22 protein-coding genes, 1 tRNA gene and 1 pseudogene are annotated in these 22,156 nt (G+C 73.3%); 11 read left to right on the top strand and 13 right to left on the bottom strand.

Annotation, left to right across the window (positions count from 1 at the left end; genetic code table 11):
- The first annotated feature begins 57 nt into the window (after window positions 1–57).
- Window positions 58–459: a VOC family protein gene (locus tag OG472_RS40225; RefSeq protein WP_401610799.1), complete on the top strand. Its 402-nt coding sequence runs from the start codon at window positions 58–60 to the stop codon at window positions 457–459.
- Between the two features lie 49 nt (window positions 460–508).
- On the opposite strand, the gene OG472_RS40220 is transcribed toward OG472_RS40225, so the two are convergent.
- The 4 genes from OG472_RS40220 to OG472_RS40205 all read right to left on the bottom strand — a co-directional run bounded on the left by OG472_RS40220 (window position 509) and on the right by OG472_RS40205 (window position 3,483).
- Complete coding sequence (locus tag OG472_RS40220) at window positions 509–2,002, bottom strand: PE-PGRS family protein (protein WP_405942881.1); 1,494 nt, start codon at window positions 2,000–2,002, stop codon at window positions 509–511.
- Window positions 2,003–2,036: 34 nt separating this feature from the next.
- A complete protein-coding gene (locus tag OG472_RS40215) occupies window positions 2,037–2,306 on the bottom strand; it encodes a hypothetical protein (protein WP_401610797.1) in 270 nt (89 codons plus the stop codon).
- Between the two features lie 296 nt (window positions 2,307–2,602).
- Window positions 2,603–2,679, bottom strand: a tRNA-Trp gene (locus OG472_RS40210).
- Between the two features lie 54 nt (window positions 2,680–2,733).
- Window positions 2,734–3,483 (bottom strand): ankyrin repeat domain-containing protein, encoded by a 750-nt coding sequence (locus tag OG472_RS40205; RefSeq protein ID WP_405942880.1) that lies wholly within the window; start codon window positions 3,481–3,483, stop codon window positions 2,734–2,736.
- A 152-nt stretch (window positions 3,484–3,635) separates the two neighbouring features.
- Between OG472_RS40205 and OG472_RS40200 the strand changes: the two genes are divergently transcribed.
- The 5 genes and pseudogenes from OG472_RS40200 to OG472_RS40180 all read left to right on the top strand — a co-directional run.
- The gene (locus OG472_RS40200) at window positions 3,636–4,229 is read left to right on the top strand and encodes a hypothetical protein (RefSeq protein ID WP_405834150.1); all 594 of its coding nucleotides are present in this window, start codon (window positions 3,636–3,638) and stop codon (window positions 4,227–4,229) included.
- 134 nt (window positions 4,230–4,363) lie between these two features.
- Window positions 4,364–5,701: a glycoside hydrolase family 18 protein gene (locus tag OG472_RS40195; RefSeq protein ID WP_405942879.1), complete on the top strand. Its 1,338-nt coding sequence runs from the start codon at window positions 4,364–4,366 to the stop codon at window positions 5,699–5,701.
- Between the two features lie 116 nt (window positions 5,702–5,817).
- Window positions 5,818–6,993: a serpin family protein gene (locus OG472_RS40190; protein ID WP_405942878.1), complete on the top strand. Its 1,176-nt coding sequence runs from the start codon at window positions 5,818–5,820 to the stop codon at window positions 6,991–6,993.
- Window positions 6,994–7,075: 82 nt separating this feature from the next.
- Window positions 7,076–7,585 carry a GNAT family N-acetyltransferase gene (locus tag OG472_RS40185; RefSeq protein ID WP_405942877.1) on the top strand — a complete coding sequence of 170 codons (510 nt, stop codon included), beginning with the start codon at window positions 7,076–7,078 and terminating at the stop codon, window positions 7,583–7,585.
- A gap of 76 nt (window positions 7,586–7,661) precedes the next feature.
- A pseudogene (locus OG472_RS40180) lies at window positions 7,662–8,444 on the top strand (helix-turn-helix domain-containing protein); the annotation flags it as partial.
- Between the two features lie 57 nt (window positions 8,445–8,501).
- Here OG472_RS40180 and OG472_RS40175 read toward each other — a convergent pair.
- The 3 genes from OG472_RS40175 to OG472_RS40165 all read right to left on the bottom strand — a co-directional run bounded on the left by OG472_RS40175 (window position 8,502) and on the right by OG472_RS40165 (window position 10,831).
- The gene (locus tag OG472_RS40175) at window positions 8,502–8,999 is read right to left on the bottom strand and encodes a GNAT family N-acetyltransferase (RefSeq protein WP_405942876.1); all 498 of its coding nucleotides are present in this window, start codon (window positions 8,997–8,999) and stop codon (window positions 8,502–8,504) included.
- Window positions 9,000–9,155: 156 nt separating this feature from the next.
- Window positions 9,156–10,133, bottom strand: coding sequence for a PfkB family carbohydrate kinase (locus OG472_RS40170; RefSeq protein ID WP_405942875.1), 978 nt, complete (start codon window positions 10,131–10,133; stop codon window positions 9,156–9,158).
- Window positions 10,134–10,135: 2 nt separating this feature from the next.
- Complete coding sequence (locus tag OG472_RS40165; protein WP_401610786.1) at window positions 10,136–10,831, bottom strand: bifunctional 4-hydroxy-2-oxoglutarate aldolase/2-dehydro-3-deoxy-phosphogluconate aldolase; 696 nt, start codon at window positions 10,829–10,831, stop codon at window positions 10,136–10,138.
- A gap of 89 nt (window positions 10,832–10,920) precedes the next feature.
- Here OG472_RS40165 and OG472_RS40160 point away from each other — a divergent pair, with 89 nt between their 5' ends.
- The 3 genes from OG472_RS40160 (at window position 10,921) to OG472_RS40150 (ending at window position 14,140) form a co-directional block, all read left to right on the top strand.
- The gene (locus tag OG472_RS40160; RefSeq protein ID WP_405942874.1) at window positions 10,921–11,709 is read left to right on the top strand and encodes an IclR family transcriptional regulator; all 789 of its coding nucleotides are present in this window, start codon (window positions 10,921–10,923) and stop codon (window positions 11,707–11,709) included.
- 256 nt (window positions 11,710–11,965) lie between these two features.
- Complete coding sequence (locus OG472_RS40155; RefSeq protein WP_401610784.1) at window positions 11,966–12,238, top strand: hypothetical protein; 273 nt, start codon at window positions 11,966–11,968, stop codon at window positions 12,236–12,238.
- A gap of 273 nt (window positions 12,239–12,511) precedes the next feature.
- Complete coding sequence (locus OG472_RS40150; RefSeq protein WP_401610782.1) at window positions 12,512–14,140, top strand: sigma-70 family RNA polymerase sigma factor; 1,629 nt, start codon at window positions 12,512–12,514, stop codon at window positions 14,138–14,140.
- A 62-nt stretch (window positions 14,141–14,202) separates the two neighbouring features.
- Here OG472_RS40150 and OG472_RS40145 read toward each other — a convergent pair whose 3' ends face one another.
- From OG472_RS40145 to OG472_RS40130, 4 genes are all read right to left on the bottom strand, one after another.
- Window positions 14,203–15,063 carry an RNA polymerase sigma-70 factor gene (locus OG472_RS40145; protein ID WP_405942873.1) on the bottom strand — a complete coding sequence of 287 codons (861 nt, stop codon included), beginning with the start codon at window positions 15,061–15,063 and terminating at the stop codon, window positions 14,203–14,205.
- Window positions 15,064–15,105: 42 nt separating this feature from the next.
- Window positions 15,106–16,014, bottom strand: coding sequence for an NAD-dependent epimerase/dehydratase family protein (locus tag OG472_RS40140; RefSeq protein ID WP_405942872.1), 909 nt, complete (start codon window positions 16,012–16,014; stop codon window positions 15,106–15,108).
- Between the two features lie 88 nt (window positions 16,015–16,102).
- The gene (locus tag OG472_RS40135) at window positions 16,103–16,900 is read right to left on the bottom strand and encodes a class I SAM-dependent methyltransferase (RefSeq protein ID WP_405942871.1); all 798 of its coding nucleotides are present in this window, start codon (window positions 16,898–16,900) and stop codon (window positions 16,103–16,105) included.
- Window positions 16,901–16,907: 7 nt separating this feature from the next.
- Complete coding sequence (locus tag OG472_RS40130; RefSeq protein ID WP_405942870.1) at window positions 16,908–18,299, bottom strand: glutamate decarboxylase; 1,392 nt, start codon at window positions 18,297–18,299, stop codon at window positions 16,908–16,910.
- A gap of 287 nt (window positions 18,300–18,586) precedes the next feature.
- Here OG472_RS40130 and melC1 point away from each other — a divergent pair, with 287 nt between their 5' ends.
- Together melC1 and melC2 are read left to right on the top strand one after the other, a co-directional pair.
- On the top strand, window positions 18,587–18,976 hold the full coding sequence (gene melC1, locus OG472_RS40125) for an apotyrosinase chaperone MelC1 (protein ID WP_383577963.1): 390 nt from the start codon (window positions 18,587–18,589) through the stop codon (window positions 18,974–18,976).
- Entirely contained in the window at window positions 18,973–19,818 is an 846-nt protein-coding gene (gene melC2, locus OG472_RS40120) for a tyrosinase MelC2 (RefSeq protein ID WP_401610773.1), read from the top strand. The genes melC1 and melC2 overlap by 4 nt, the downstream gene beginning before the upstream one ends.
- On the opposite strand, the gene OG472_RS40115 is transcribed toward melC2, so the two are convergent.
- Entirely contained in the window at window positions 19,776–20,477 is a 702-nt protein-coding gene (locus OG472_RS40115; RefSeq protein ID WP_327411939.1) for a response regulator, read from the bottom strand. The genes melC2 and OG472_RS40115 overlap by 43 nt on opposite strands.
- Window positions 20,474–22,138 (bottom strand): ATP-binding protein, encoded by a 1,665-nt coding sequence (locus OG472_RS40110; RefSeq protein WP_405835019.1) that lies wholly within the window; start codon window positions 22,136–22,138, stop codon window positions 20,474–20,476. The genes OG472_RS40115 and OG472_RS40110 overlap by 4 nt, the downstream gene beginning before the upstream one ends.
- Between the last annotated feature and the right edge of the window lie 18 nt (window positions 22,139–22,156).

Genomic DNA, 22,156 nt, shown 5'->3' with positions numbered 1-22,156 from the left:
CACCGGCTGGGTGAGGCATGGAGGCGCCCGTGACGTGCCTTTCGGAGGCATTCACTCATGTCCGTACAGCTGAACCACACGATCATCCACTCCCGTGACAACCGGGAGTCCGCCACATTCCTGGCACACGTCCTCGGCCTCGAGGTCGGCAGCGAGTGGGGACCCTTCATCCCCGTCGAGACCAGCAACGGCGTCACCCTGGACTTCGCGACCATCCCGGCCGAGTCCATCACCCCGCAGCACTACGCGTTCCTCCTCTCCGAGGAGGAGTTCGACGCGGCATTCGAGAAGATCCGGTCGGCGGGCGTCCCGTACTTCGCGGACCCGCACGGCAAGCACCCCGGGGAGATCAACCACAACGACGGGGGCCGCGGGGTCTACTTCACGGACCCGGCGGGGCACGGGATGGAGATCATCACGCGCCCGTACGGCTACCAGGAGCCGGGCACGACCGGCTGATCCGGCCGCCGCCCCCGATCACGCACACCCGACCACCCCCACACCCGTCTCATGAACCGGTGGCGGTCATCCGTTCCATGACCGCCACCGGCAGCGCCGGGTTCCGCGCCGCCGCCTCCGCCGTCTCCTCCTCACCGAGCAGCCCGATCAGGACCGGAACGGGCAGCCGCGGATGCCGGGCCGCCGTCGCACGTACGCCGCTGTCCGGGTCGTCGAGCATCCGTACCGCGGAGTCCGCCGACAGCCGGGGGTCGGCCGCGGCGCGCTGCCGGACCTCCGCGTCCTCGTCGCGGCTGAACCGTTCCACCAGCCCGGAAGTCGAGTCCGGGTCGTCGAGCGCCAGTTGCCTCAGCCGCGGATGCGGGTCCTCGGCGTAGCGGAGCAGGTCGCGCCGCGGGAAGTTCGGGTGCCCGTAGGGCCGGTCGGGGGTGGAGAGGCTGCCCTTCCACCACTGCCACACCTCCAGGAGCATGTCCGCCGGCGCGTCGTCGCACCGCTCGGCGAGGAAGAGCCGTACGACCCGGTCCTCGTCGCGGGCCAGCCGTTCCACCACGTCCGGCGGCAGCCGCCGGGCCGTCGCGACACTGCTGCGCAGCAGCAGGTGGCCGGAGGCCGCGAGGCGGCGCATGGCCTCCTCGTCCTCGTGCAGCGCAACCACCCACGGGATCGTGTTCCGCATCCGCCTCGGGTCGATGTCCACCTCCACGGCTGCCCGCTGCTCCTCCGTCAGCTCGGGTCTCAGGGACACCGCAAGGCGTACGTCGGCCTGCGGGTCGGCGGCGAGGAGCGCGACCAGGTCCGGGTCCAGGTGGGGGTTGCCGGCGAGGCGCCTGCGCACGTCCGGGCCCGCTTCGGCGCACAGGCGTGCGGCGAGGTCCCGGTCCAGCCGGAGGGCGGCGATGTCATGGGCGGTGCTCACGGCCTCGAAGTCCGCCTCGGTGATCGGCTCCTCTTCGTGCCGGGCCGCCACCGCCGCCACCCGCACCCGTTCGACCGGGTCCGCGGCCAGCCGCGCCCGGGCCGCGGCATCGAGGTCCGGCCAGGCGGCATGGCAGGCTGCCGCCCGGACGGCGGGCACCGGGTCTGCGGTCAGGGCCACCGCCGCCGCGGCGGGCACTGCGGGCAGTTCGAGGAGGGCTTCCCGGACCGCGCCGGACGGATCCCCGGCGAGCGCCTCGTACGCCTCGTCCGTGAGCCGGGCCCCGGCAGCGACGGCGACCGTGAGGAGGGCGTACCGCCGCCTCCCGGCCGGTTCGGCCAGGAGCAGCCTGGACCAGCGCTCTGCCGACATCCCGCGCTGGACCCGGGTCTCGGCGAGCCGGGCGCGTACCGACCACTCCGGGTGGTCCACGGCGGCGTCCAGCACCGCTTCGGGCAGGTCACGCCGCCAGAGCAGGTGGCCCGGGGTCGTGTCCAGCAGCCGCACCAGGATCCCATCGGGTGTGGCGCGGTTCCAGGCCAGGGCCTCGCGGACCCGTTCCGCGACGACCGTCCCGTACGTCAGCCCGGCCCACTCGTCCTCGATCGCCCGCACGCTCTCCATCCAGGAGAAGGTAGACGGGGCCAGCGCCCACGGATCACCCGGGCCCCAGCATGACCTGCACCTGCCCGTCGGGGTCCACGGTGAGCGCCACCCGTTCGACCCGGTTTCCGATCGCCAGCGCGATCCACACGACGCCCCAGAGCAGGCAGGTGAACACGGTCAGGATGGCGTGGAGCACGTGGTTCACGGGTTGTCCGCGCACGAGGACCGCCTGCGTCGGGGATCGCGACTCCACCCGCCAGCCGGTCACGACGTACTGGCCCACCGTCCAGTCGAGGATCGCCGTGCGCTGAGCGGCGTCCACGGGGCGACCGTCCCCGGGAGGAAGCAGGTCGTCCGGCGGTTGTGGCGGCAGACCCCAGTGCCGCGATTCGTCACGCTTGGGCATCCGGCTCGCCTCCCCGCGCCGTGGGCGCCGTCGGTCCGGTGACCTTCGTCTGCTCGGCCATGCATCCAGCCTGCCCGGCCGCGGGGAGTCCGGCACGCCGAGCGTGGTGGGCCTCGGCAAAGAAGGACAGACGAAGCCGCCGTCCAACGGAAACGCCCGGACGAGAGTCGGGCTTCTCGTCCGGGCGTTCTCCACGAACCTGCGGTTCGGTGTGGCAGGGGCGGCAGGATTTGAACCTGCGGCCTTCGGTTTTGGAGACCGGCGCTCTGACCAGCTGAGCTACACCCCTTCGGTGGGACCAACTTTGGCACGGCTCGGCCCCGAGATCCACTCTATTTCGTGCTCAACCGGGTGCGAGTCGCCGGCCGGTGTGGGCGCCGGAGCTCTTCAGCCAGTCGATCAGCTCGGCGTTCCCACTCGTCAGGGCGATGTCGAGCGGGGTGAGCCGGTCGTAGCCGATCCAGTCGATGTCCGCTCCGTGAGAGAGCAGACGGTGTGCGGTGGACAGCCGGCCGCCGTGGCAGGCCTGCCAGAAGGCGCTGGTGATGTCCTCGGGGGCGGCGCCGGCCGCGAGGAACTCCTCGACCCGGTCGAGCAGACCGAGGGCGGCGGCGTCCTGCAGGTCGGGGCGGGCTCCGAGGGCGAGCAGCCGGCGCGCGGCCCGCCACTGGCCGAAGCCGCAGGCGTCCGTGAGCGGGGTACCGCCTCCGAGGACGGCGCCCGGGGCGTTGACGTCGGCCCCGGCGGCGACGAGGGCGTCGACGGCGGCCACGTCGTCGTTGCTCGCCGCCCAGTGCAGCGGAGTCTCGGCGTGCGCCCCTGCGAACCGGGCCCCAGGGTCGGCCCCGGCGGCGACGAGTGTGCGGATGACCGCGGCCGTGCGGGGGTAGTGGCCGGGCCAGTCGGTGGCGATGTGCAGCAGGGTGCGCTCGCCGGCCGCCGCACCGCGCCGGACGATCCGCGCGGAGGCGAGTCCCGGGTGCGCGTCGAGGAGGTCCCGCAGGCCCGGCAGGTCGCCGCCGCGGATCGCCGCCGTGACGGCGACGGCGAGCGGATCGCCGGATTCGAGGGACCGCACGAGCCGTTCTTCCACGAGCCGTCCTTCCACGGGCCTGCCCCGAGCCCTTGCGGGGTCCGGCGCCCAGCCTACGGGCCGGGGCGCGGCGGACCGCGGGTGGCGGGTGGCGGGAGCCGAGGGCGCGGAGGATCGTGAGCAGGGTGAACCGTGCGACGGGGGGTTCGTCCGTGCCCCGAAGCCGGGGGCCGGGCCGTCCGGACCGCGCGACGCGGCGCTGCGGCCGCCTCCGCGGCGCCCTCGTGGCGCTCGCCCTCCTCGCCCCCGCCCTGCTGGGCGCGGCCCCCGGCGGCTCCGGCGAGACGATCTCGCTCGCCGGGAACGAACCCGGCCAGCGGCTCGACGTCACCCTCACGCAGGTGGTCGACCCGGCCGGCCCGGCCGATCCCGGGCCCGCCCCCGAGCCGAAGCCGGAGCTCGTGCCCACACCCCCGCCCGACGGATCCGACCGGCTCGTCGCCGTCCGGTTCCGGCTGGAGAACACCGGCACCGCCGTCTACCGGGACTCCCCGGCAGCGGCCGCCCACCTCCTCGACAGCGACGGGCAACGGTTCACCGGGCTCAACGTCCCCACGACGGCGGGCGCGAGCTTCCCCGACACCGTCACGCTCGACCCCGGCGGCACGACGGAGGGCTTCATCACCTTCCGGCTCCCCGAGGACGCCGGCCTGGCGGCGGTCCAGTTCGCCCTCAACGGCGGCCTCGCCGACGACGTGGGCCAGTGGAGCCTCCCGCAGGACCCGCGCCGGGAATCGCGCCCGTAGAGGACGAGCGCGCCTTCCCGGGCCCGGCGCGCGAGTTTCGGCCGCCCCCTTGACCGCTCTGGTCCAGACCAATAGTTTCCGGCATGCACCGCGCACGCGCTCACGCCCACTCCCCGCCTCCGCAAAGGAAGCCCATGCGCCGCAGCATGCTCGGCAGGCTGGCCGTCGCCGCCTGCTCCCTCTCCCTGCTCACCGCCTTCGCGCCCGCGGCCGCCGCCGGTGCGGACGGCGGCGGGGCGAGCGGACCCGGCCGCTCGTACAAGAAGGTCGGCTACTTCACCCAATGGGGCGTCTACGGGCGGGACTTCCAGGTCCAGGACCTCGAGGCGAACGGTTCCGCCGGCAAGCTCACCCACATCAACTACGCGTTCGGCAACGTCAGCCCGCAGGGCACGTGCTTCACCGGGAACGTGCCCGGCGAGGCCGACGCATGGGCCGACTACGTCCGCCCGCTGGACGCCGAGAACTCCGTCGACGGGGTCGCCGACACCCCGGAGCAGCCCCTCGCCGGCAACTTCAACCAGCTGCGCGAGCTCAAGGCCAGGCACCCCGGCCTCAAGGTGCTGATCTCGCTGGGGGGTTGGAGCTGGTCGACCCACTTCTCGGACGCCGCGCTCACGCCGGCCTCCCGCAAGGCCTTGGTCGAGTCCTGCATCGACCTCTACATCAAGGGCAATCTCCCGCAGGACGGCAGCCGCGGCGGCGCGGGAGCGGCGGCCGGCGTGTTCGACGGGATCGACCTCGACTGGGAGTGGCCCGGTTCCGCGGGCGACACCGACACGAAGTTCCGGCCGGAGGACAAGCGCAACTTCACGGAGCTCGTCAAGGAGTTCCGCACCCAGCTCGACGCGTACGCGAAGAGCCGGCAGAAGAAGACGAAGTACGAGCTGACCGCCTTCGTCCCGACCGCGCCCGCCAAGATCGACGCGGGCTTCGACGTCCGCCGGATCATGCGCGACCTCGACTTCGTCACCCTCCAGGGCTACGACTTCCACGTCTCGGGCGAGTCGAAGACCGCCCAGCAGTCCGCGCTCTACGCCAGGGGCGACTTCAGCGTCGACGGCACGGTGGACGCCTGGCGGCTGCGCGGGGCGCCCGCGCACAAGCTGGTGATGGGCATGCCCTTCTACGGGCAGGGCTGGACCGGCGTCAGCGGCGGCGGGGACGGCATGGGACAGCCCGCCACGGGCCCGGCGCCCGCCACCTGGTCCGCCGGGTACGAGGACTACAAGGCACTGAAGAAACTGGCCGGCTCCGGCACCTACCAGGTCCACCGGGACCGGCGCGGGGGCCATGCCTGGCTGTTCGACGGCACCACCCTGTGGACGTACGACGACCCGCAGGTGCTGCGCACCAAGACCGCCTACGTCCGCGAACACGGCCTGGGCGGCGCGATGTTCTGGTCGCTCGACGCGGACACCTCCGACGGTGAGCTGATGACGGCCGTCGACCGCGGGCTGCGCGGGCGCTGACCGGCACCCCGGAACGTCGTCACCGCCGACGCCTCTGACCGGCGCCACTGACCGGCGCCGCCGGGCCGCGGAAATCCATCCGGCCCGGCGGTGTCCCTCCACGTACGCTCCCCCGCATGAGGAACTCGACGGTACGGGCAGTCAACCGCCTGACGACGCGCTGGGCCGCCGCCCAGGCCCCGGCGGGGGACACGGGCACCGTGTTCACCGCGGCCGGGGTCTGGCCGCTGCTCGCCCTGCTCGCGGACGGCTCGGGCGGTCCGGCCCGCGCCGAACTGGCGCACGCCCTGGGCATACCCGCCGAGGCCGCGGCCGGGGCCGCCCGGGAGCTGCTGGCCGCACTGGCCGGCGTACGGGGGCTGCAGGCGGCGACCGGGCTGTGGGCCAAGGCCGGACTCCCGCTGGAGGAAGACTGGTCGGCGGGGCTCCCGGCCGGCGCCCGGGGCACGCTGACCGGGGACCTGGACGCCGACGCCGAGACGCTCGACGCGTGGGCGTCGGACCGGACGGGCGGGCTGATCGAGCGCATGCCGGTACTCCTCGACCAGGAGACCCTGCTGGTCCTCGCCTCCGCACTCGCGCTGCGGCTGAGGTGGATCCAGCCGTTCCACGAGTCCTGCGGAGAGCCGTCCGCGGGCCCGTGGGCCGGCCGGCCCGTGCGCAGGCTGGTCCGGAGCACCTCCCTGCTCGACCGGGTCCGGGTGGGACACGGCCCGTCCGGTGCGATCACCCTGCTGGAGGTCGTCGGCGCCGCGGGAGTGGACGTCCACCTCGTGCTGGGCGAGCCCGGAGCACCCGTCGGTGACACGCTCGCCACCGCGATCGCCGCCGTCACCAAGGCCCTCCCCGCCACCGGAGCGAGCCTGCTCCCGGACGGGAGCCCCGGTCCGGGACTGGCCGTCGGCAGTGTGGCCGCCTACTCGCCCGAACCCCGTCTGGACATCGAGACGGTGGCTTTCGAGGTGCGGTCCGAGCACGACCTCCTGGACCACGCCCGGCTGTTCGGACTGGAAACCGCCGCTGACGGGTCCCACGGCCACTTCCCCGGCATCAGCTCCAAGCCGCTGGCCATCGCTTCGGCCCGGCAGTCCGCCCTTGCCCGGTTCCACGCCGAGGGCTTCGAGGCCGCGGCCGTCACCGGGGTCGCGGTCGGCTGCGCGGGGCCGGGGCCCCGGTACCGGGCGCGCCGGGCCGAGGTGCGCTTCGACCGGCCGTTCGGGTTCCTGACCGTCCACCGGACCTCGCGCCTGGTACTGGCGGCCGGGTGGGTCGCCGATCCCGACTCCCCCTAGGGTCCGTCTTCAAGTGGCACTGTTAGCCGTTTCACCTGCCCTGATGTGGCATCGCTCTTGCTCATGGGCGAGGCTGGAACCCATGGAGATCAGAACGGGCCGCAGGAGCGATGCGGCCGAGGTTGCGGCACTGCATGCCGAGAGTTGGCGTACGGCCTATGCGGGAATCATGCCCAGCAGCTTCTTGACCGGCCCTCTCCTCGAAAATCGCCTGGAGCTTTGGCTCGGCCGACTTGACGAGCCGCACCCGGGGGCGGCGCTGTTCGTGATGGTGGGAGCGGCCGAAATAGAAGGCTTCGCGTATGTGATCCCTCAATCTGATGGCCGGCTCTTGCTGGACAACCTGCACGCCAGGCCGGGCCGCACCGGGTCCGGGATCGGAGGCCGGCTGCTGGCGCACGTCTTGGCGTGGGCGGCCGATGAACACCCGGGCAGCTCGGTCTACCTGGAAGTGCTGCGCGCCAATGCTCGCGCCATCGCCTTCTACGAGCGGCATGGCGCCCTCCGTACCGACGAGCGCGTCTGCCGGTTCGAGCAGGGCTTTGAGCTGCCCGAGCTCGAATACACCTGGCCTGTCGCCTCTCCTGCGTAGGCAAGCACGGCGGGCTCTCCTGGGGTGGGGCAGGCGCCTTCCAAGCGCCGCTTGACGCTTCCGGGATCATGATCCCGTGCACCATCGTCACGAACTTGCCGATCACGAGTGGAAGTTACCCGCGCCGCCGCTGCCACACGCTACGGCTGGCCGCCCTCGGGTGAAGGGCCGTCAGATCCTCAACTCGATGGTCTACAAGATTCGGACCGGGGTTCCCTGGCGTGACCTGCGGCTCGTGCAGGCGGACGAGGACACCGTCCGGGACGTGATCCACAAGCTCAACGAGATCGGGTTGGCCTGCCTGGACCCTCGGTGGGCGGGAGGCCGTCCCCGCCTGCTCAGCGATGACGACGAGGACTTCGTCATCCAGACGGCCGCCACCCGCCCGGCCAAGCTCGGCAAGCCCTTCACCCGCTGGTCGATCCGGAAACTCGCCGATCACCTGCGCCACGACCCCGCCCGCCCGATACGGATCGGCCGCGAGGCCCTGCGCTGCCTACTCGCCCGCCGCGGGATCACCTTCCAGCGCGCCAAGACCTGGAAGGAGTCCACCGACCCGGACTTCGACGCCAAGCTGGACCGCATCGAGTACATGCTCCACGAGTGCCCGGACCGGACCGTCGCCTTCGACGAGTTCGGGCCGCTGGGCATCGGCCCGACCGCCGGGGCCTGCTGGGCCGAGCAGGGCGGGCCGGACCGGTTGCCGGCGACCTGTCACCGCACTCACGGCACCCGCTGCTTCCATGGCTGCTACTCGGTCGGCGACGACACCCTGTGGGGCGTCAACAGACGCCGCAAGGGCATCGGCCCGACCTGGGCCTCACCCAAGAGCATCCGGGCGGCCCGCCCGGACGGCGCCGCGAACGCGCCCGCAGCCTGACCAAGTGAGAGATCCCGCCGTGCCCGGATGTGGAGATCAGACAGCGGCCAGGCTCTTCGCCATGACCCGCTCCCTGCCGACGCCATCGGGCAGAAGATCGCCGGGCTCACCCGTGTCCGTGAAACCGCGCCGCTCATAGAGCGCAGTCGCCTCGCGGTTGTCCGGCATGACGGACAACCGCAGCGTCGCGGCACCGCGCTCCACCGCCCACCGCTCGACCGCGTGGATCAGGAAGTCACCCACGCCCTTGCCCCGAGCCGTGGGGCTGACCCACATCGAGATCAACTCCACGTTCTCCGCTCCCTCGCCCGGCACTCCGCTGGCCATGCCCACCGGAAGGCCGTCGAGGAGCGCGACGAGATCGTGCGCGCCGGGAATCGACAGGCGGGCACGCCAGCGTTCCTCTCGGTCGCCGGAGCCCTGCCACTGGGCCAGTGTCGATCCGAACGCATAGGGCGCCTCAGCAAGCGCGGCCAGTCGCAACTCCCGCCAAAGGGGCCAGTCGTCTGATTCCACAGTACGTAGTTCAAGCATGATCCAGACCCTGCCCGCCCGCCGGGGCGGGCAGCAAGTCGATTACCACCGTGCAAACGAGGTCGGTCAGCCCTGCGACCAACCGAAACCGGGGAGCAACGGTGACTCGCGCAGCCGCAGACCACGAGGCCTCGGTGAACCCATCCGGTCACGGCACTAGGGTCCGGCCCGGTGGGCGGCGGCCAGGGCCGCCGTCTCCTCGAAGGAGGGGACGTGCCCGGTGCCGCCGCGGCCGGAGACCGAGAGGGAGGCCGCGGCCGTGCCGTACGTCACGGCGTCCGCGAGGGTGTCGCCGAGGGCGAGCCGGGCGGTGGTGGTGCCGGTGAAGCAGTCGCCCGCGCCGGTCGCGTCGACCGGCGCGGGGTTCACTGGCACGGGGTGGTAGGCCGCCCGCGTGCCGTCGTCCAGCAGCAGCCGGTCCGCGCCGGCGGTGACCGCGACGGTACGGGCGCCGAGCGCGCGGAGGCGGGCCGCGGCGGTGTGCGGATCGGCGGTGCCGACGAGGGCCCGCGCGTCGGCCGGGCAGGAGGTCTTGAGCAGCCCGGTCAGCGGGGCGATCCGGGCGAGCAGTTCCCGGGCCTCGGCCCGGGAAGTCAGCCGGGAGCGGAAGTTGGGGTCGTACGAGAGGTGCCCGCCCGCCCCGTGCACGAGCTGGGCTGCGGCCAGCACGGCGCTCCGGCTGCTCGGCGACAGGGCGCCGGTGATGCCGCTGGTGACGAGCGCCCGGCAGCGGGTCAGCAGCTCGCGCCAGGATTCGACGTGTGCGGGCGCGAGGGTGGAACCGGCGCTGTGGGCGCGCCAGTAGACGAACTCGCGGTCGCCGTCGGTGTCGGCGGAGAGCAGGTAGGCGCCGTTGGGGTGCGGGGCACGGCGCACGTGGGAGACGTCGACGCCGAGTTCGGCGGCCCGGCGCAGGAGCGGGGTGCTGAGCTCGTCGTCGCCGACCACGGCGAGCAGGGCGGTCCGGGCCCCTGCCGCGGCTGCGGCAGCCGCCGCGTTGAGTGCGTCCCCGGAGTAGGAGATGCGGGCCGGGGTGCCGTCGGCGGCCTCGCGCAGGGCGGTGTCCGCGTGGATCTCGACGAGGACCTCGCCGAGTACGAGGACGTCGTAGGCCGGGGCGGATCGCCGGTGCACGGTCAGCGCCTCCCGGCCGCGTCCGAGCCGGCGTCGGCGTCGGCACCCGCATCCGCATCCGCACCGGTGCCGCCGTCGCCGTGCGCGGGGTGCGGACGGGCCAGCCCGGCGAATACGGCGGCCAGTTCGACCGGGTCGGCCGGCAGGCCGTTGCCGATGCCGACGGCCGTCGCGCCCGCGGCCAGCCAGTCCGGGACCTCGGCGGGCCGGATGCCGCCGGTCGGGATGATCACCGCCCCGGGCAGGACCGCCCGGAGGGAGCGGACGAATCCGGGGCCGCCCACGTGGGCCGGGAAGACCTTGGCCGCGCCGGCGGCCCGGACGGCGGCGGCGATCTCGCCGGGGGTGAACCCGCCCTCGATGAAGACGGCTCGCCGGCGCCGGGCGACCTCCCGGACCTCGGGGGCCGGGTACGGGGAGATCAGGAAGGCGGCGCCCGCGTCCAGGGCGGTCCCGGCCTGCGCGGCGGTGGTGACCGTGCCGACGCCGATGAGGGCGGGGCGGCCGTACGCGTCGTCGAGGGGGACGGTACGGGTGAGGGCCTCGGCCCAGCCGGGGGTGGAGGTGGTCAGTTCGACGGCGCGGCAGCCGGCGGCGAGCAGGACGGTGGTGCGGCGGACGGCCTCGTCGGCGTCGGCGTCGCGCAGCACCGGCAGCAGCCGCTGGGCCGCCAGCACCTCGTACGGGTGGCTGGACAAGGAAGACCTCCCGTTTGTTCCATGTAGTGGAACGGCGTACCGTGTGACGGAACTGTTTGGTCTAGACCCTACCCACGCTGGGAGTTCCCGTGTCAACGGATGTGGACGAAGTCCCGGACGGCGTGCGCTCCGGGCGGACCTCCGCGGCCGGTTCCGCGCTGGAGAAGTCCCTGCGCGTCCTGGAGGCGGTCGCGGCGCCCGGCGGACCGCACCGGCTGACCGATGTGGCGACGGCGGCCGCGGTGCCCAAGTCGAGCACCTTCCGCATCCTGGCCTCGCTGGTCGAGCAGGGCTTCGTACGACAAGAGGCCGAGAGCCGGTACGGGGTGGGGCCGCGGCTGCGCGGACTGTCCGCCCTCGTCGGCGGCGGGGAGCCGCCGAGCATCGGGCGCATCCTGGGCGAACTCCGGGAGAACACCGGCCAGACGGTCCATCTCGCCCTGCACAGCGGGGAGACCATCACCTACATCCGCAAGCTGGAGGGCGACCAGCCCTTCCGGACGGCCTCGCGCATCGGCATGCGCATGCCGCTGCACACGACCGCGATCGGCAAGAGCATCCTGGCCCGCCTGCCCGCCGACGAGGTGCGGGACCTGATCGCCGCCGCCGGCCTGCCGCGCCGGACACCGCGGACACTCACCACCGCGCGGGCGCTGCACGCTCAGCTGGCGGAAGTCCGCGCCCGGGGCTACGCGGTGGACGACGAGGAGAACGAGCCGACCATCCGCTGCATCGGCGCCGCGGTCCTGGGCCCGTCGGGCCGGCCGGTCGGCGGGGTCAGCGTCACCACCGTCACCTTCCTGGTCTCCCGCGAGGAGATCGAGGCGTACGCACCCGCCCTGCGCGCGGCCACCGAGGCCCTGACTCCGCTGCTGTGACCTGCTGTGACGCGCAGGGCGATCGTTACCGCAAACCCCCTCGCGGCCGGTCCGGAAGAGGGCGCCAGCGGGTGCGTGCGGCAGGGGGCTGCTCTAGCGTCGAAGGTGGAAGGGGAGGCTTTGCCGAGCCGGTCCGGTGCGGGGGCCCGGGCACAGCGGCCGTACACGGGCCGTGTGCGCTCGGCGCCGTTTCCCGCGCGGATCCGACACACCAAGTCCCGGGCCGCGCGACGATCCCGGAGAGCAGGTGCATTCCATGCGCACGTCTACCCGTATCGCAGGTGTCCTCACCGGCCTGACCCTCGCCCTCGGTGGCGCGGCCCTCGCGGCCCCCGCCGCCCACGCGGACGTCTCGGCCTGCATCAACAAGGTCGAACGCGAGTTGCAGGGCGGTGAAGCCTCGGCCGCCATCCGGACGGCGTGCTACGACGCCCAGACCGGCGACCAAAAGAAGTGTGTGACCGGGCTGACCAAGAGCAGTGTGTCCAACGGGACCGCGGTGAGCGCCTGCAAGGTGGCTCCCAACTAGCAGCTCCGTACGCGCACCGAGCGCCGCCCCCGGCCCGAACGGGCCGGGGGCGGCGCTCAGTCACGCCCGGCTCCGGCCCCGTACCCCGGGTCCGGCCTGCGCACCCGGCCGTGCTTCCATGTGGTTCCGCGTCCCTTCGCCCGCACGGCCCGCTCCGGAGGCCGGGGAAACGACTTCCCGAAAAACTTTCGGGATAAGTGTTATCGGGGCCACGGTCGACGGTCTCCCAGGTATCGGGCATCATCGACCGCCGGTACGGACAGGGAACATCACATGAGTACTCAGCACACGGCAGCGCTGGTGGCAGCGGCTCGCGCGGGCGACCCCCGCGCGCAGGACGAGCTCGTCAGCACCCACCTCCCGCTCGTCTACAACATCGTCGGTCGGGCCCTGGACGGCTCCTGCGACGTGGACGACGTGGTGCAGGACACGATGCTGCGGGCGCTCGACGGGCTGGGCGGCCTGCGCGCGGACGAGAGCTTCCGGTCCTGGCTCGTGGCGATCGCGATGAACCGCGTGCGGGCGCACTGGCAGGCCCGGCAGAGCGGCTTCGGCGAGAGCACGCTGGATGCGGCCTACGACGTCGCCGACCCGGGGGCCGACTTCGTCGACCTGACCGTCGTGCGCCTGAACCTGGCGGGCCAGCGGCGCGAGACGGCCCGGGCCACGCGCTGGCTGGAGCCCGAGGACCGGGCGCTGCTGTCGCTGTGGTGGCTGGAGTGCGCCGGCGAGCTGACGCGCGCCGAGGTGGCTTCCGCGCTGGAGCTGTCCCCGCAGCACACGGCGGTCCGGGTCCAGCGGATGAAGGCGCAGCTGGAGTCGGCCCGGGTGGTGGAGCGTGCGCTGGAGGCCAATCCGCCGTGCGAGGAACTGCGGGCCGTGATGGCGGGCTGGGACGGCCGGCCCTCGGCACTGTGGCGCAAGCGAATAGCCCGGCACGCGCGTGAATGCGTACGGTGCTCCGGCCTGTGGAGCGGGCTGGTTCCGGCGGAGGGACTGCTGGCCGGTCTGGCCCTCGTGCCGGTCTCGGCGGCCCTGCTGGCAGGGGTACGGGCGGCCGGGGCGGCAGGCTTCGCCCCCGTCGCCGCGGCCTTCGCCGACGGAGCCGAGGGGGCCGAGGGGGCCTTCGCCGACACGGCGACCCAGCTCACTCCGGTCGACAGCGCGGGCGGTGGCCGGGGCGAGCTGCGCAAGCGCCGGCGCAGCAGCCGCCGTCGGGTGGTCGGCGGCGCGGTGCTGGCCGCCTGTGTCGCGGGCGGCGGCCTGGTGTACCTCGGCGGACTCCCCGGTTCCGGTGAGCCTGGGGACGGCGGCGCCACGCCCGCCGCCCCGCTGGCCGCGCTGTCGGCCACCGAGTCCGCGCTCCCGTCGGAGTCGGCCTCCCCATCGCCCTCGGCGTCCCCCTCGCCCTCTGCGTCGGCCTCCGCCTCGCCGAGCCCGTCCGCCAGCCCGAGTCCGACGCAGAGCCGCAGCACCTCGCCCAGCCCGCGGCCCTCGGCGCCCAAGCCGGCACCCGCCCCGCCGGGGATGGCCGGCCAGGTCCTGGCCTTGGTCAACACCGAGCGGGCGGCCGCCGGCTGTGGTCCCCTCAAGGAGGACCCGCAGCTGCGTGCGGCCGCTCAGGGGCACTCGGACGACATGGCGGCGCGGGACTTCTTCTCGCACACCAACCCCGACGGTGCGGACCCGGGGCAGCGGACCACCTCGGCCGGATACCGCTGGTCGACGTACGGCGAGAACATCGCCAAGGGCCAGCAGACCGCGCAATCGGTCATGGACTCCTGGATGAAGAGCCCCGGCCACCGCGCGAACATCCTCAACTGCTCCTTCAAGGACCTCGGCGTGGGCATCCACCAGGGCGCCGGCGGCCCTTGGTGGACGCAGAACTTCGGCGCCCGGTAACCCCGGGGGCCACCGGCCACGGCGGCCACCGGGTGCGGCGCCCCGCGGGGCGCCGCCTCCGTTCAGGGGCGGGCCTGGATGCCGCGCAGCTTCTCCGGGTTGACGGTGATGCGCAGGGCGGTGATCCGGCCCTCGACGGCCTCGAAGGTCATCGCGCCGACGTTCGCGCCGTCGAGCACGAGCAGGAGGCCGGGCTCGCCGTTGATCTCGGCGACGCGCATCTCCCCCTCGCCGGCCCGCGGTTTGGCCAGGACTCCGAGCCACCAGCGAGCGACGTGGTCGGCGCCGTACAGCGGGCGGCGGGCGGCGGTGACGACACCGCCGCCGTCCGACCAGGTGACGACGTCGGGGGCGAGGAGTTCGAGCACCTCGCCCAGGTTTCCGCCCGAGCAGGCCGCGCGGAACTTCTCGGCGATCTCCCGCTGTTCGGCCGCGCCGGCGGTGAAGCGGGGGCGCCGGGCCTGGACGTGCTCGCGGGCCCGGTGCGCGCACTGGCGGACGTTCGCCTCGGACTTCCCGACGACCTCCGCGATCTCCGCGTAGGGGTACCCGAACACCTCGCGGAGCATGAACACCGCGCGCTCGGTCGGGGTCAGGGTCTCCAGTACGACCAGGACCGCCATGGAGACCGTGTCGGTCAGTTCGGCCTCCTCGGCGATGTCGGGCGAGGTGAGGAGGGGTTCGGGGAGCCAGGGCCCGACGTACGCCTCCCGGACGGCCTGGGCCGACCTCAGCCGGTTCAGGCTCAGGTTGGTGACGGTGCGCACCAGGTAGGCCCTGGGGTGCTCGACGGCCGTCCGGTCGGTGCGGTTCCAGGCGAGCCAGGCGTCCTGCACGATGTCCTCGGCGTCGGCGACGCTGCCCAGCATGCGGTAAGCGGCGGCGAACAGCACGCGCCGGTGCTCCTCGAAATGATCGTTCATGATCGCCACCGTGACATCGGCCTGCCGATCGATCAAGAGCGGTCACCTCGCGGCGAGCACGCGCAGTCCTTCGGCGCAGCCCTGACGGGTCGGAGTCCACCCCAGCCCGGTCTTCGCCTTGGCGTTGGACACCCGCATGTTCGTCCTGACCATCCGGTACGCGTACGAGGCGGGGCGCATCAGCCAGGCGGGGACGCTCATCGGCTTCGGGGTTGCGAAGGCCTCGGCGGTCGTCCGGACATGGGCGCCGAAGCCCATGGGCGTGTCGTCGACGATGTTGTACGCGTGCCCCGGGCGGCCGCCCTCGACGGCGAGCGCGACGGCGCGCCCGGCGTCCGCGAGATCGACCCACGGCAGGACCCGCCCCTGGTCGGCGACGGCCGGGAGCCTGCGCCCCCGCAGCATCTCGACGAGGGTCTCGGTGGCCCCGGCGCCGTAGAAGAGCCCGAACCGCAGCGCGATCCCCTCGATGTCACCGGCGCCGAGCATCAGCGCCTCCTTGACCCGCATGCCTTCGAGGTGGCGCTCCACGGCGGGGTCGCCGGTCGGGCCGAACAGGTCGGTTTCCTCGGTGATCACGTGGTCGCCGAAGTCCCGGTAGCCGTAGCCGAAGACCATCGACTCGGCGATGACGCGGCGGGCGCCGACCGCGCGGGCGGCCTCCATCAGGTTCCTGGTCCCGGTGACGCGGAGGTCGTCGGTGGCGAACATGTCCCGGTGCCGCGCGGGCGCCTTGCGCAGGGCGGTCGCCGCGTGCACCACCGTGTCGACCGCCAGCCCGTCGACCGCGCGCAGCAGCCCGTCGCGGTCCATCAGGTCGGCCCGCACACCGGCGCCGGCGCCGCGGCCGAGGCCGATCACGGTGTGGCCGGCGCGGGTGAGCGCCTCGGTGACGTGGCGTCCCAGGACCCCGCTCGCGCCGGCCAGCAGTACGTTCTTCGTCTCGTTCATACCCATGGGACAAACGGCCGGCGCGGAACGTGACACCCCTGCGTGTGACCCGGGTCACCCCTTCTCCGGCGGTCGCGGCGTTCGCGCCTCACGGCCGTCGGCCCCGGACCGCCCAGGCGCGGGCGGCGAGGGAGATCGTGCCGTCCGGTTCGGCGGGGAGGGTCGTGGCGAGTCGGGTTCGCAGCCGGTCCCGGGCGGCGGGGGCGAGGGTCGCGACGTAGCCGGGAGCCGGTCCCTGGCCGGACAGGAAGGGCTCCCACAGGTCCGCGAACCCGTTGAAGACGGTGGGCACCTCGATCGGGTCGACCGTCACGTCGACCAGCCCCGCGCCGGTCCAGAGCGCGCGCAGCGGACCCGGGCGGCACAGCGGGAAGCGCCGGCCCTCGTCGCGCATGGAAGCCGCCGGATCGACCGAGGCCGCGGCGTCCCAGAAGCGGCGCAGGAAGGCCATGCCCTCGGCGTAGTCCCACACGTACGCCGCGACGAGCCCGCCCGGCCGGACCACCCGGGCGGCTTCGGCGGCCGCCGCCGCGGGCGGTTCCAGGAAGTTGAGGGCCAGCCCGCTGACGACCGCGTCGAACACCGCATCGCGGAAGGGCAGCGCCGACGCGTCGGCCACCGCGAAGCGGGCCGGCGCGGGCGCGGCGGCCCGGGCCGCGCGCAGGAACGCGGGCGACCGGTCCAGGCCCACCACGGCGCCCGGCCGGCACCGGGCCGCCACGGCCGCGGTCAGCGCTCCGGTGCCGCAGCCGACGTCCAGCCAGCGCAGACCGTTCCGGATGCCGAGCCGCGCCAGGAACACCTCGGCGACCTGGCGGCTCCACCGGCCCATGTACCGCTCGTAGGCGTCCGCCTCCGCCCACACGTCGGGCGGCCGTTCCTCCATGCGTCGGCTAGTGGTGGAAGCCGGACCGGGGCGCGGTCGCCGGTACGGGCGGGGGTGAGGCCTGCAGGTGCTCCACGGCCCGGCGCAGGTCGGCGACGAGCAGGGCGATCTGATCGCGGGTCACCCCGTGCCGGACGAGGACCCGCTGGATGACCGTGTCCTCGCGGTCGGCGGGCAGCGGGTACGAGGGCACCTGCCAGCCCCTCATGCGCAACCGGTCGGAGAGGTCGTAGAGGGTGAACCCGGCCGCTTCCGGGTCGGCGAGCTTGTAGGAGACCGCCGGGAGGCCGCCCTCGCCGTCGTAGAGCAGGGTGAAGGGGCCCATCTGGGCGATCTCCCGGGCCAGGTACTGGGCGGTCTCGGCGCAGGCGAGCTGGACGCGCCGGTAGCCGCCGCGGCCCAGGCGCAGGAAGAGGTAGTACTGGGCGATGATCTCGCCGCCGGGGCGGGAGAAGTTGAGGGCGAAGGTCGGCATGTCGCCGCCCAGGTAGTCGACGTCGAAGACGAGGTCCGCGGGCAGCAGGTCGGCGGAGCGCCAGACGATCCAGCCCACTCCGAGGGGCGCGAGCCCGTACTTGTGGCCTGAGGTGTTCACGGAGGCGACGCGCGGCAGCCGGAAGTCCCACACCACGTCGGGGTGGAGGAAGGGCGCGACGAAGCCGCCGCTGGCGCCGTCCACGTGGACGGGGACGTCCCAGCCGTGCTCGGCCTGGATCCGGTCGAGTTCGGCGGAGATCTCGGCGACGGGCTCGTAGACGCAGGTGTAGGTGACGCCGAGGATGGCGACGACGCCGATGGTGTTCTCGTCTACGTACTCGGCGAGCTGATGGGGCAGCAGGCCGTTGGCGCCGGGCTCCAGCGGGACCTGGCGCAGCTCGACGTCGAAGTAGCGGGCGAACTTCTCCCAGCAGACCTGGACGGGGCCGCACACCAGGTTGGGGCGGTCCGTGGGGAGACCGGCGGCGCGGCGGCGCTCGCGCCAGCGCCATTTGAGGGCGAGGCCGCCGAGCATCGCGGCCTCGCTGGAACCGGTGGTGGAGCAACCGGTCGCGGTGGTGCCGGCGGGGGCGTTCCACAGGTCGGCCAGGATGTTGATGCAGCGGGACTCGATCTCGGCGGTCTGCGGGTACTCGTCCTTGTCGATCATGTTCTTGTCGAGGCAGTCGTTCATCAGCCGGTGGACGCCCTCGTCCGACCAGGTGGTGCAGAAGGTGGCGAGGTTCTGGGCGGCGTTGCCGTCGAGGAGGAGTTCGTTGCGGAGCAGTTCGTAGACGACCTCGGTGGGCGAGTGGTCCTCGGGCATCCGGTACTTGGGGAGGACCTCGCCGCTCAGCGCGGACGCGAACACGTCCGTATCGGCGTCACGGGAGCGCGTGTCCTTCGTCTCATGAAGAGCCATATCGGGACTATAGGTGACAAAGCCCATCGATCTGGGATGAGAGCGAAGCGACGCGAGTGGCAGATAACGCTCTGCTTCCAGCCGACTCTGTGGTGTGATCCTCCACATACGGACCCCTGCGCTCCGAAGAAATTACCGCCCAGTAGACTCGATTCCGCAGATCTTCCCGTCCGAACCTCAGGAGACGGTCCGGACGGGAAGATCATCCAACTTGTTCTACGGGCAACTTATCTGCTGATGTCCGGATACCGGCCTGCCGTTTCATTTGCCCTGATACCTCTCGGGCCATGAACAAGATCACCCGCCGTCAGGCCTTGGGTACAACTGCCGGTGCACTCACCGTCCTTGGCCTCACCGCTGCCGCCGCGAGCGTCGCCACAAGCGCCGCCGCGACCCCCACCGCGTCCACACCCCCGGGCACGGTCGACGAGGTCTACAAGGGCCGCCGCATTCAGATCACCCCGGGCGAGGGCGGCCACCACGGCGGCCACCACTCCCCCGGCCAGCCGACCGTACGAATAGACGGCCGCGAACTGCACGTGATGCGCAACGCCGACGGAACCTGGATCAGCGTGATCAACCACTACGAGACGTTCTCCGACCCCACCCTGCTCGCCCGCGCCGCGGTGCGCGACCTCCAGGGCGCCACCCTCGCCCCCTTCGGTGGTGCGGCATGACCGTCCGCAAGAACCAGGCCACGCTGACCGCCGACGAGAAGCGCGCCTTCACCTCGGCCCTGCTGGAGCTCAAGCGCACCGGCAGCTACGACCGCTTCGTCACCACCCACAACGGCTTCATCATGAGCGACACCGACTCGGGCGACCGGGTCGGCCACCGCTCCCCGTCCTTCCTGCCCTGGCACCGCCGGTTCCTGCTGGAATTCGAGGCGGCTCTGCAGAAAGTGGACGCGAACGTCTCGCTTCCCTACTGGGACTGGACCGTGGACCGCACCTCCCGCTCCTCGCTCTGGGCCCCCGACTTCCTCGGCGGCACCGGACGGGCCCGCGACGGACAGGTCCTCGACGGTCCCTTCGCCTACGCGACGGGCAAGTGGAACATAGACGTCCGCGTGGACGGGCGCGCGTACCTGCGGCGCGCACTCGGCACGGGCGTCGCCCAGCTGCCGACCAAGGCCGAGGTGGACTCCGTGCTCGCCATGCCGGTCTACGACATGGCCCCCTGGAACAGCTCCTCCAACGGCTTCCGCAACCACCTGGAGGGCTGGCGCGGCGCCAACCTGCACAACCGGGTGCACGTGTGGGTCGGCGGGCAGATGGCCACCGGCGTCTCCCCGAACGACCCGGTGTTCTGGATGCACCACGCCTTCATCGACAAGCTCTGGGCCGACTGGCAGGCGCGGCATCCGCAGTCCACCTACCTGCCGGCCGCCGGCACGGCGAACGTCGTGGACCTGAACGACACGATGCGGCCGTGGAACGACGTGACGCCGGCGGACATGCTGGACCACCGGAAGTTCTACACGTTCGACACCGAACCGGCAGCCGCCAGCCAGCGGTAGTGCAGTTCGGGGCGGCCGACCTGGCCGTACCGGGGCGTGCGGTCCGCGCGGCCGGTGTCCACCAGGTGCTCCAGGTAGCGGCGTGCGGTGATCCGGGATATCCCGGCCGCCTCGGCCGCCCCTGCTGCGGTCAGCCCCTCGGGCGCCGCCCGCAGCAGCGCGGCGACCCGGTCCAGGGTCGGCGCGCTCAGGCCCTTGGGCAGCTCGGCCGGGCGGGGTGCGCGCAGGGCGGCCATCGCCCGGTCCACGTCGTCCTGGCCGGCCGCCTCGCCGGCGGTCGCGCGGAACTCTGCGTAGCGCAGGAGCCGTTCGCGCAGCGTCGGGAAGGCGAAGGGCTTCAGTACGTACTGGACCACGCCGAGGGAGACGCTCTCGCGCACCACGGCCAGGTCCCGCGCGGAGGTCACCACGATCACGTCGACGGGGTGTCCGGCGGCGCGCAGCCCGCGTGCGTAGCGCAGGCCGTGCCCGTCGGGCAGGCCGAGGTCGAGCAGCAGCAGGTCGACGCGGGTCCGCTCCAGGACCCGGGTGGCCTCGGCGAGGGAGTGGACGGCTCCGACGGCGCTGAAGCCGGGCACCCGGCCCACGTAGAGCGCGTGGGCGTCGGCGGCGACCGGATCGTCCTCGACCACCAGGACGCGTACGTCGCCCCCGCTCACCGCTGACCCCCGGCGGCCGGATCCGGGGCCGCCTCGCCCCGCGCGGAGGCGACGGGCGGGGAGGCGACCGGCGGGGAAGCGACCGGCGGCAAGGCGACCGGGTCCGGGGTCGCCGCGCCCTGCGGGGACGCCAGCGGCAGGCGGACCGTGAACTCCGCTCCGCCGCCCGGCCCCTGCGCGGCGGTCACGGTGCCGCCGTAGCGCTGGGCCACCTGCTGGACCAGGGCGAGACCGAGGCCGCGCCCCTCCCCCTTGCCGGACCAGCCCCGGCGGAACACGTCCACCCCCTCGGGCAGCCCGGGTCCGTTGTCGGCGACCCGCAGCAGCAGCTCGTCCCGTTCCGGCCGCAGCGTCACCGCGATCCGGGCACCCGGTACGGCGGTCACGGCGTCGACCGCGTTGTCGATGAGGTTGCCCAGCACCGTGACCAGGTCACGGGCCGGCGGCAGCCCGCCCCCGTCGGCGAGGCTGCGGCTGTCCGCGGTGACGACCAGCTCCACGCCCCGCTCGTGCGCCTGGGCGGCCTTGCCCAGCAGCAGCGCCACCAGGACCGGCTCCCCGACCGCGGTGACCACCTCGTCGGTGAGGGCCTGGGCCAGTTCCAGCTCGGCGGTGGCGAAGTCCACCGCCTCGTCCGCACGGCCGAGTTCGATGAGCGAGACCACGGTGTGCAGCCGGTTGGCCGCCTCGTGGGCCTGGGAGCGCAGGGCCTGCGTGAAACCCCGCTCGTGATCCAGTTCGCCCGTCAGCGCCTGCAGCTCGGTGTGGTCGCGCAGGGTGACCACGGTGCCCCGGCGGCCGCCGCCCGCGACCGGCGAACTGTTCACGACCAGCACCCGGTCTGCGGTCAGGTGCACCTCGTCCACCCGCGGCCGGTCCGCGAGCAGGGCTCCGGTGAGGGGGGCCGGCAGACCGAGGTCGGCGACCCCGGTGCCGGTGATCTCGCCGCCCGGCAGGCCCAGGAGTTCCCGTCCGGCGTCGTTGATCAGGGTGATCCTGCGCTGCCCGTCGAGCATGAGCAGCCCCTCGCGGACCCCGTGCAGGGCCGCCTGGTGGTAGTCGTACATCCGGCTGAGCTCGGCCGCGTTCATGCCATGAGTGTGGCGGCGCAGCCGGGCGTTGACGACGTACGTGCCGACCCCGCCGAGGGCGAGGGCGGCGGCCGCGACCCAGGCGAGGGCGGAGAGCTGCGCCCCGAGCCGGTCGCTGATCGCGCGGACCGTGATCCCGGAGCTGACGAGGCCGACGATCCGGCCGTCGTCCTCCAGCGGGGTGACCACGCGGATGGAGGGGCCGAGCGTGCCGGTGTAGGTCTCGCTGAAGGTCTCGCCGCGCAGCGCGGGGGCGGTGTTGCCCATGAAGGGCTCGCCGATCCGGCGCGGGTCGGGGTGGGTCCAGCGCCGCCCGTCGAGGTCCATGATCGTCACGAAGTCCACCCCGGAGTCCGCGCGGACCTTCTGCGCGTAGGGCTGGAGCTCGACGGACGGGTCGCTGCCGCGGGCCGCTCCCCGAACGGCCTCGCGCACGGAGGGTGAGTCTGCGACCGCGTGGGCCACGGCGCCGGCCTGTCTCCGGGCGGCGTCCTCGGCCTGGCCTCGGGCGGTGACGTACGCGTAGACGGCGCAGCCCGCGACGACCAGCGCGACCAGCAGCACCTGCATGGCGAAGAGCTGTCCGGC

The organism is Streptomyces sp. NBC_00207 (assembly GCF_045160965.1).
Classification (GTDB): Bacteria; Actinomycetota; Actinomycetes; order Streptomycetales; family Streptomycetaceae; genus Streptomyces.
This window is presented reverse-complemented; position numbering and strand designations above follow the sequence as displayed.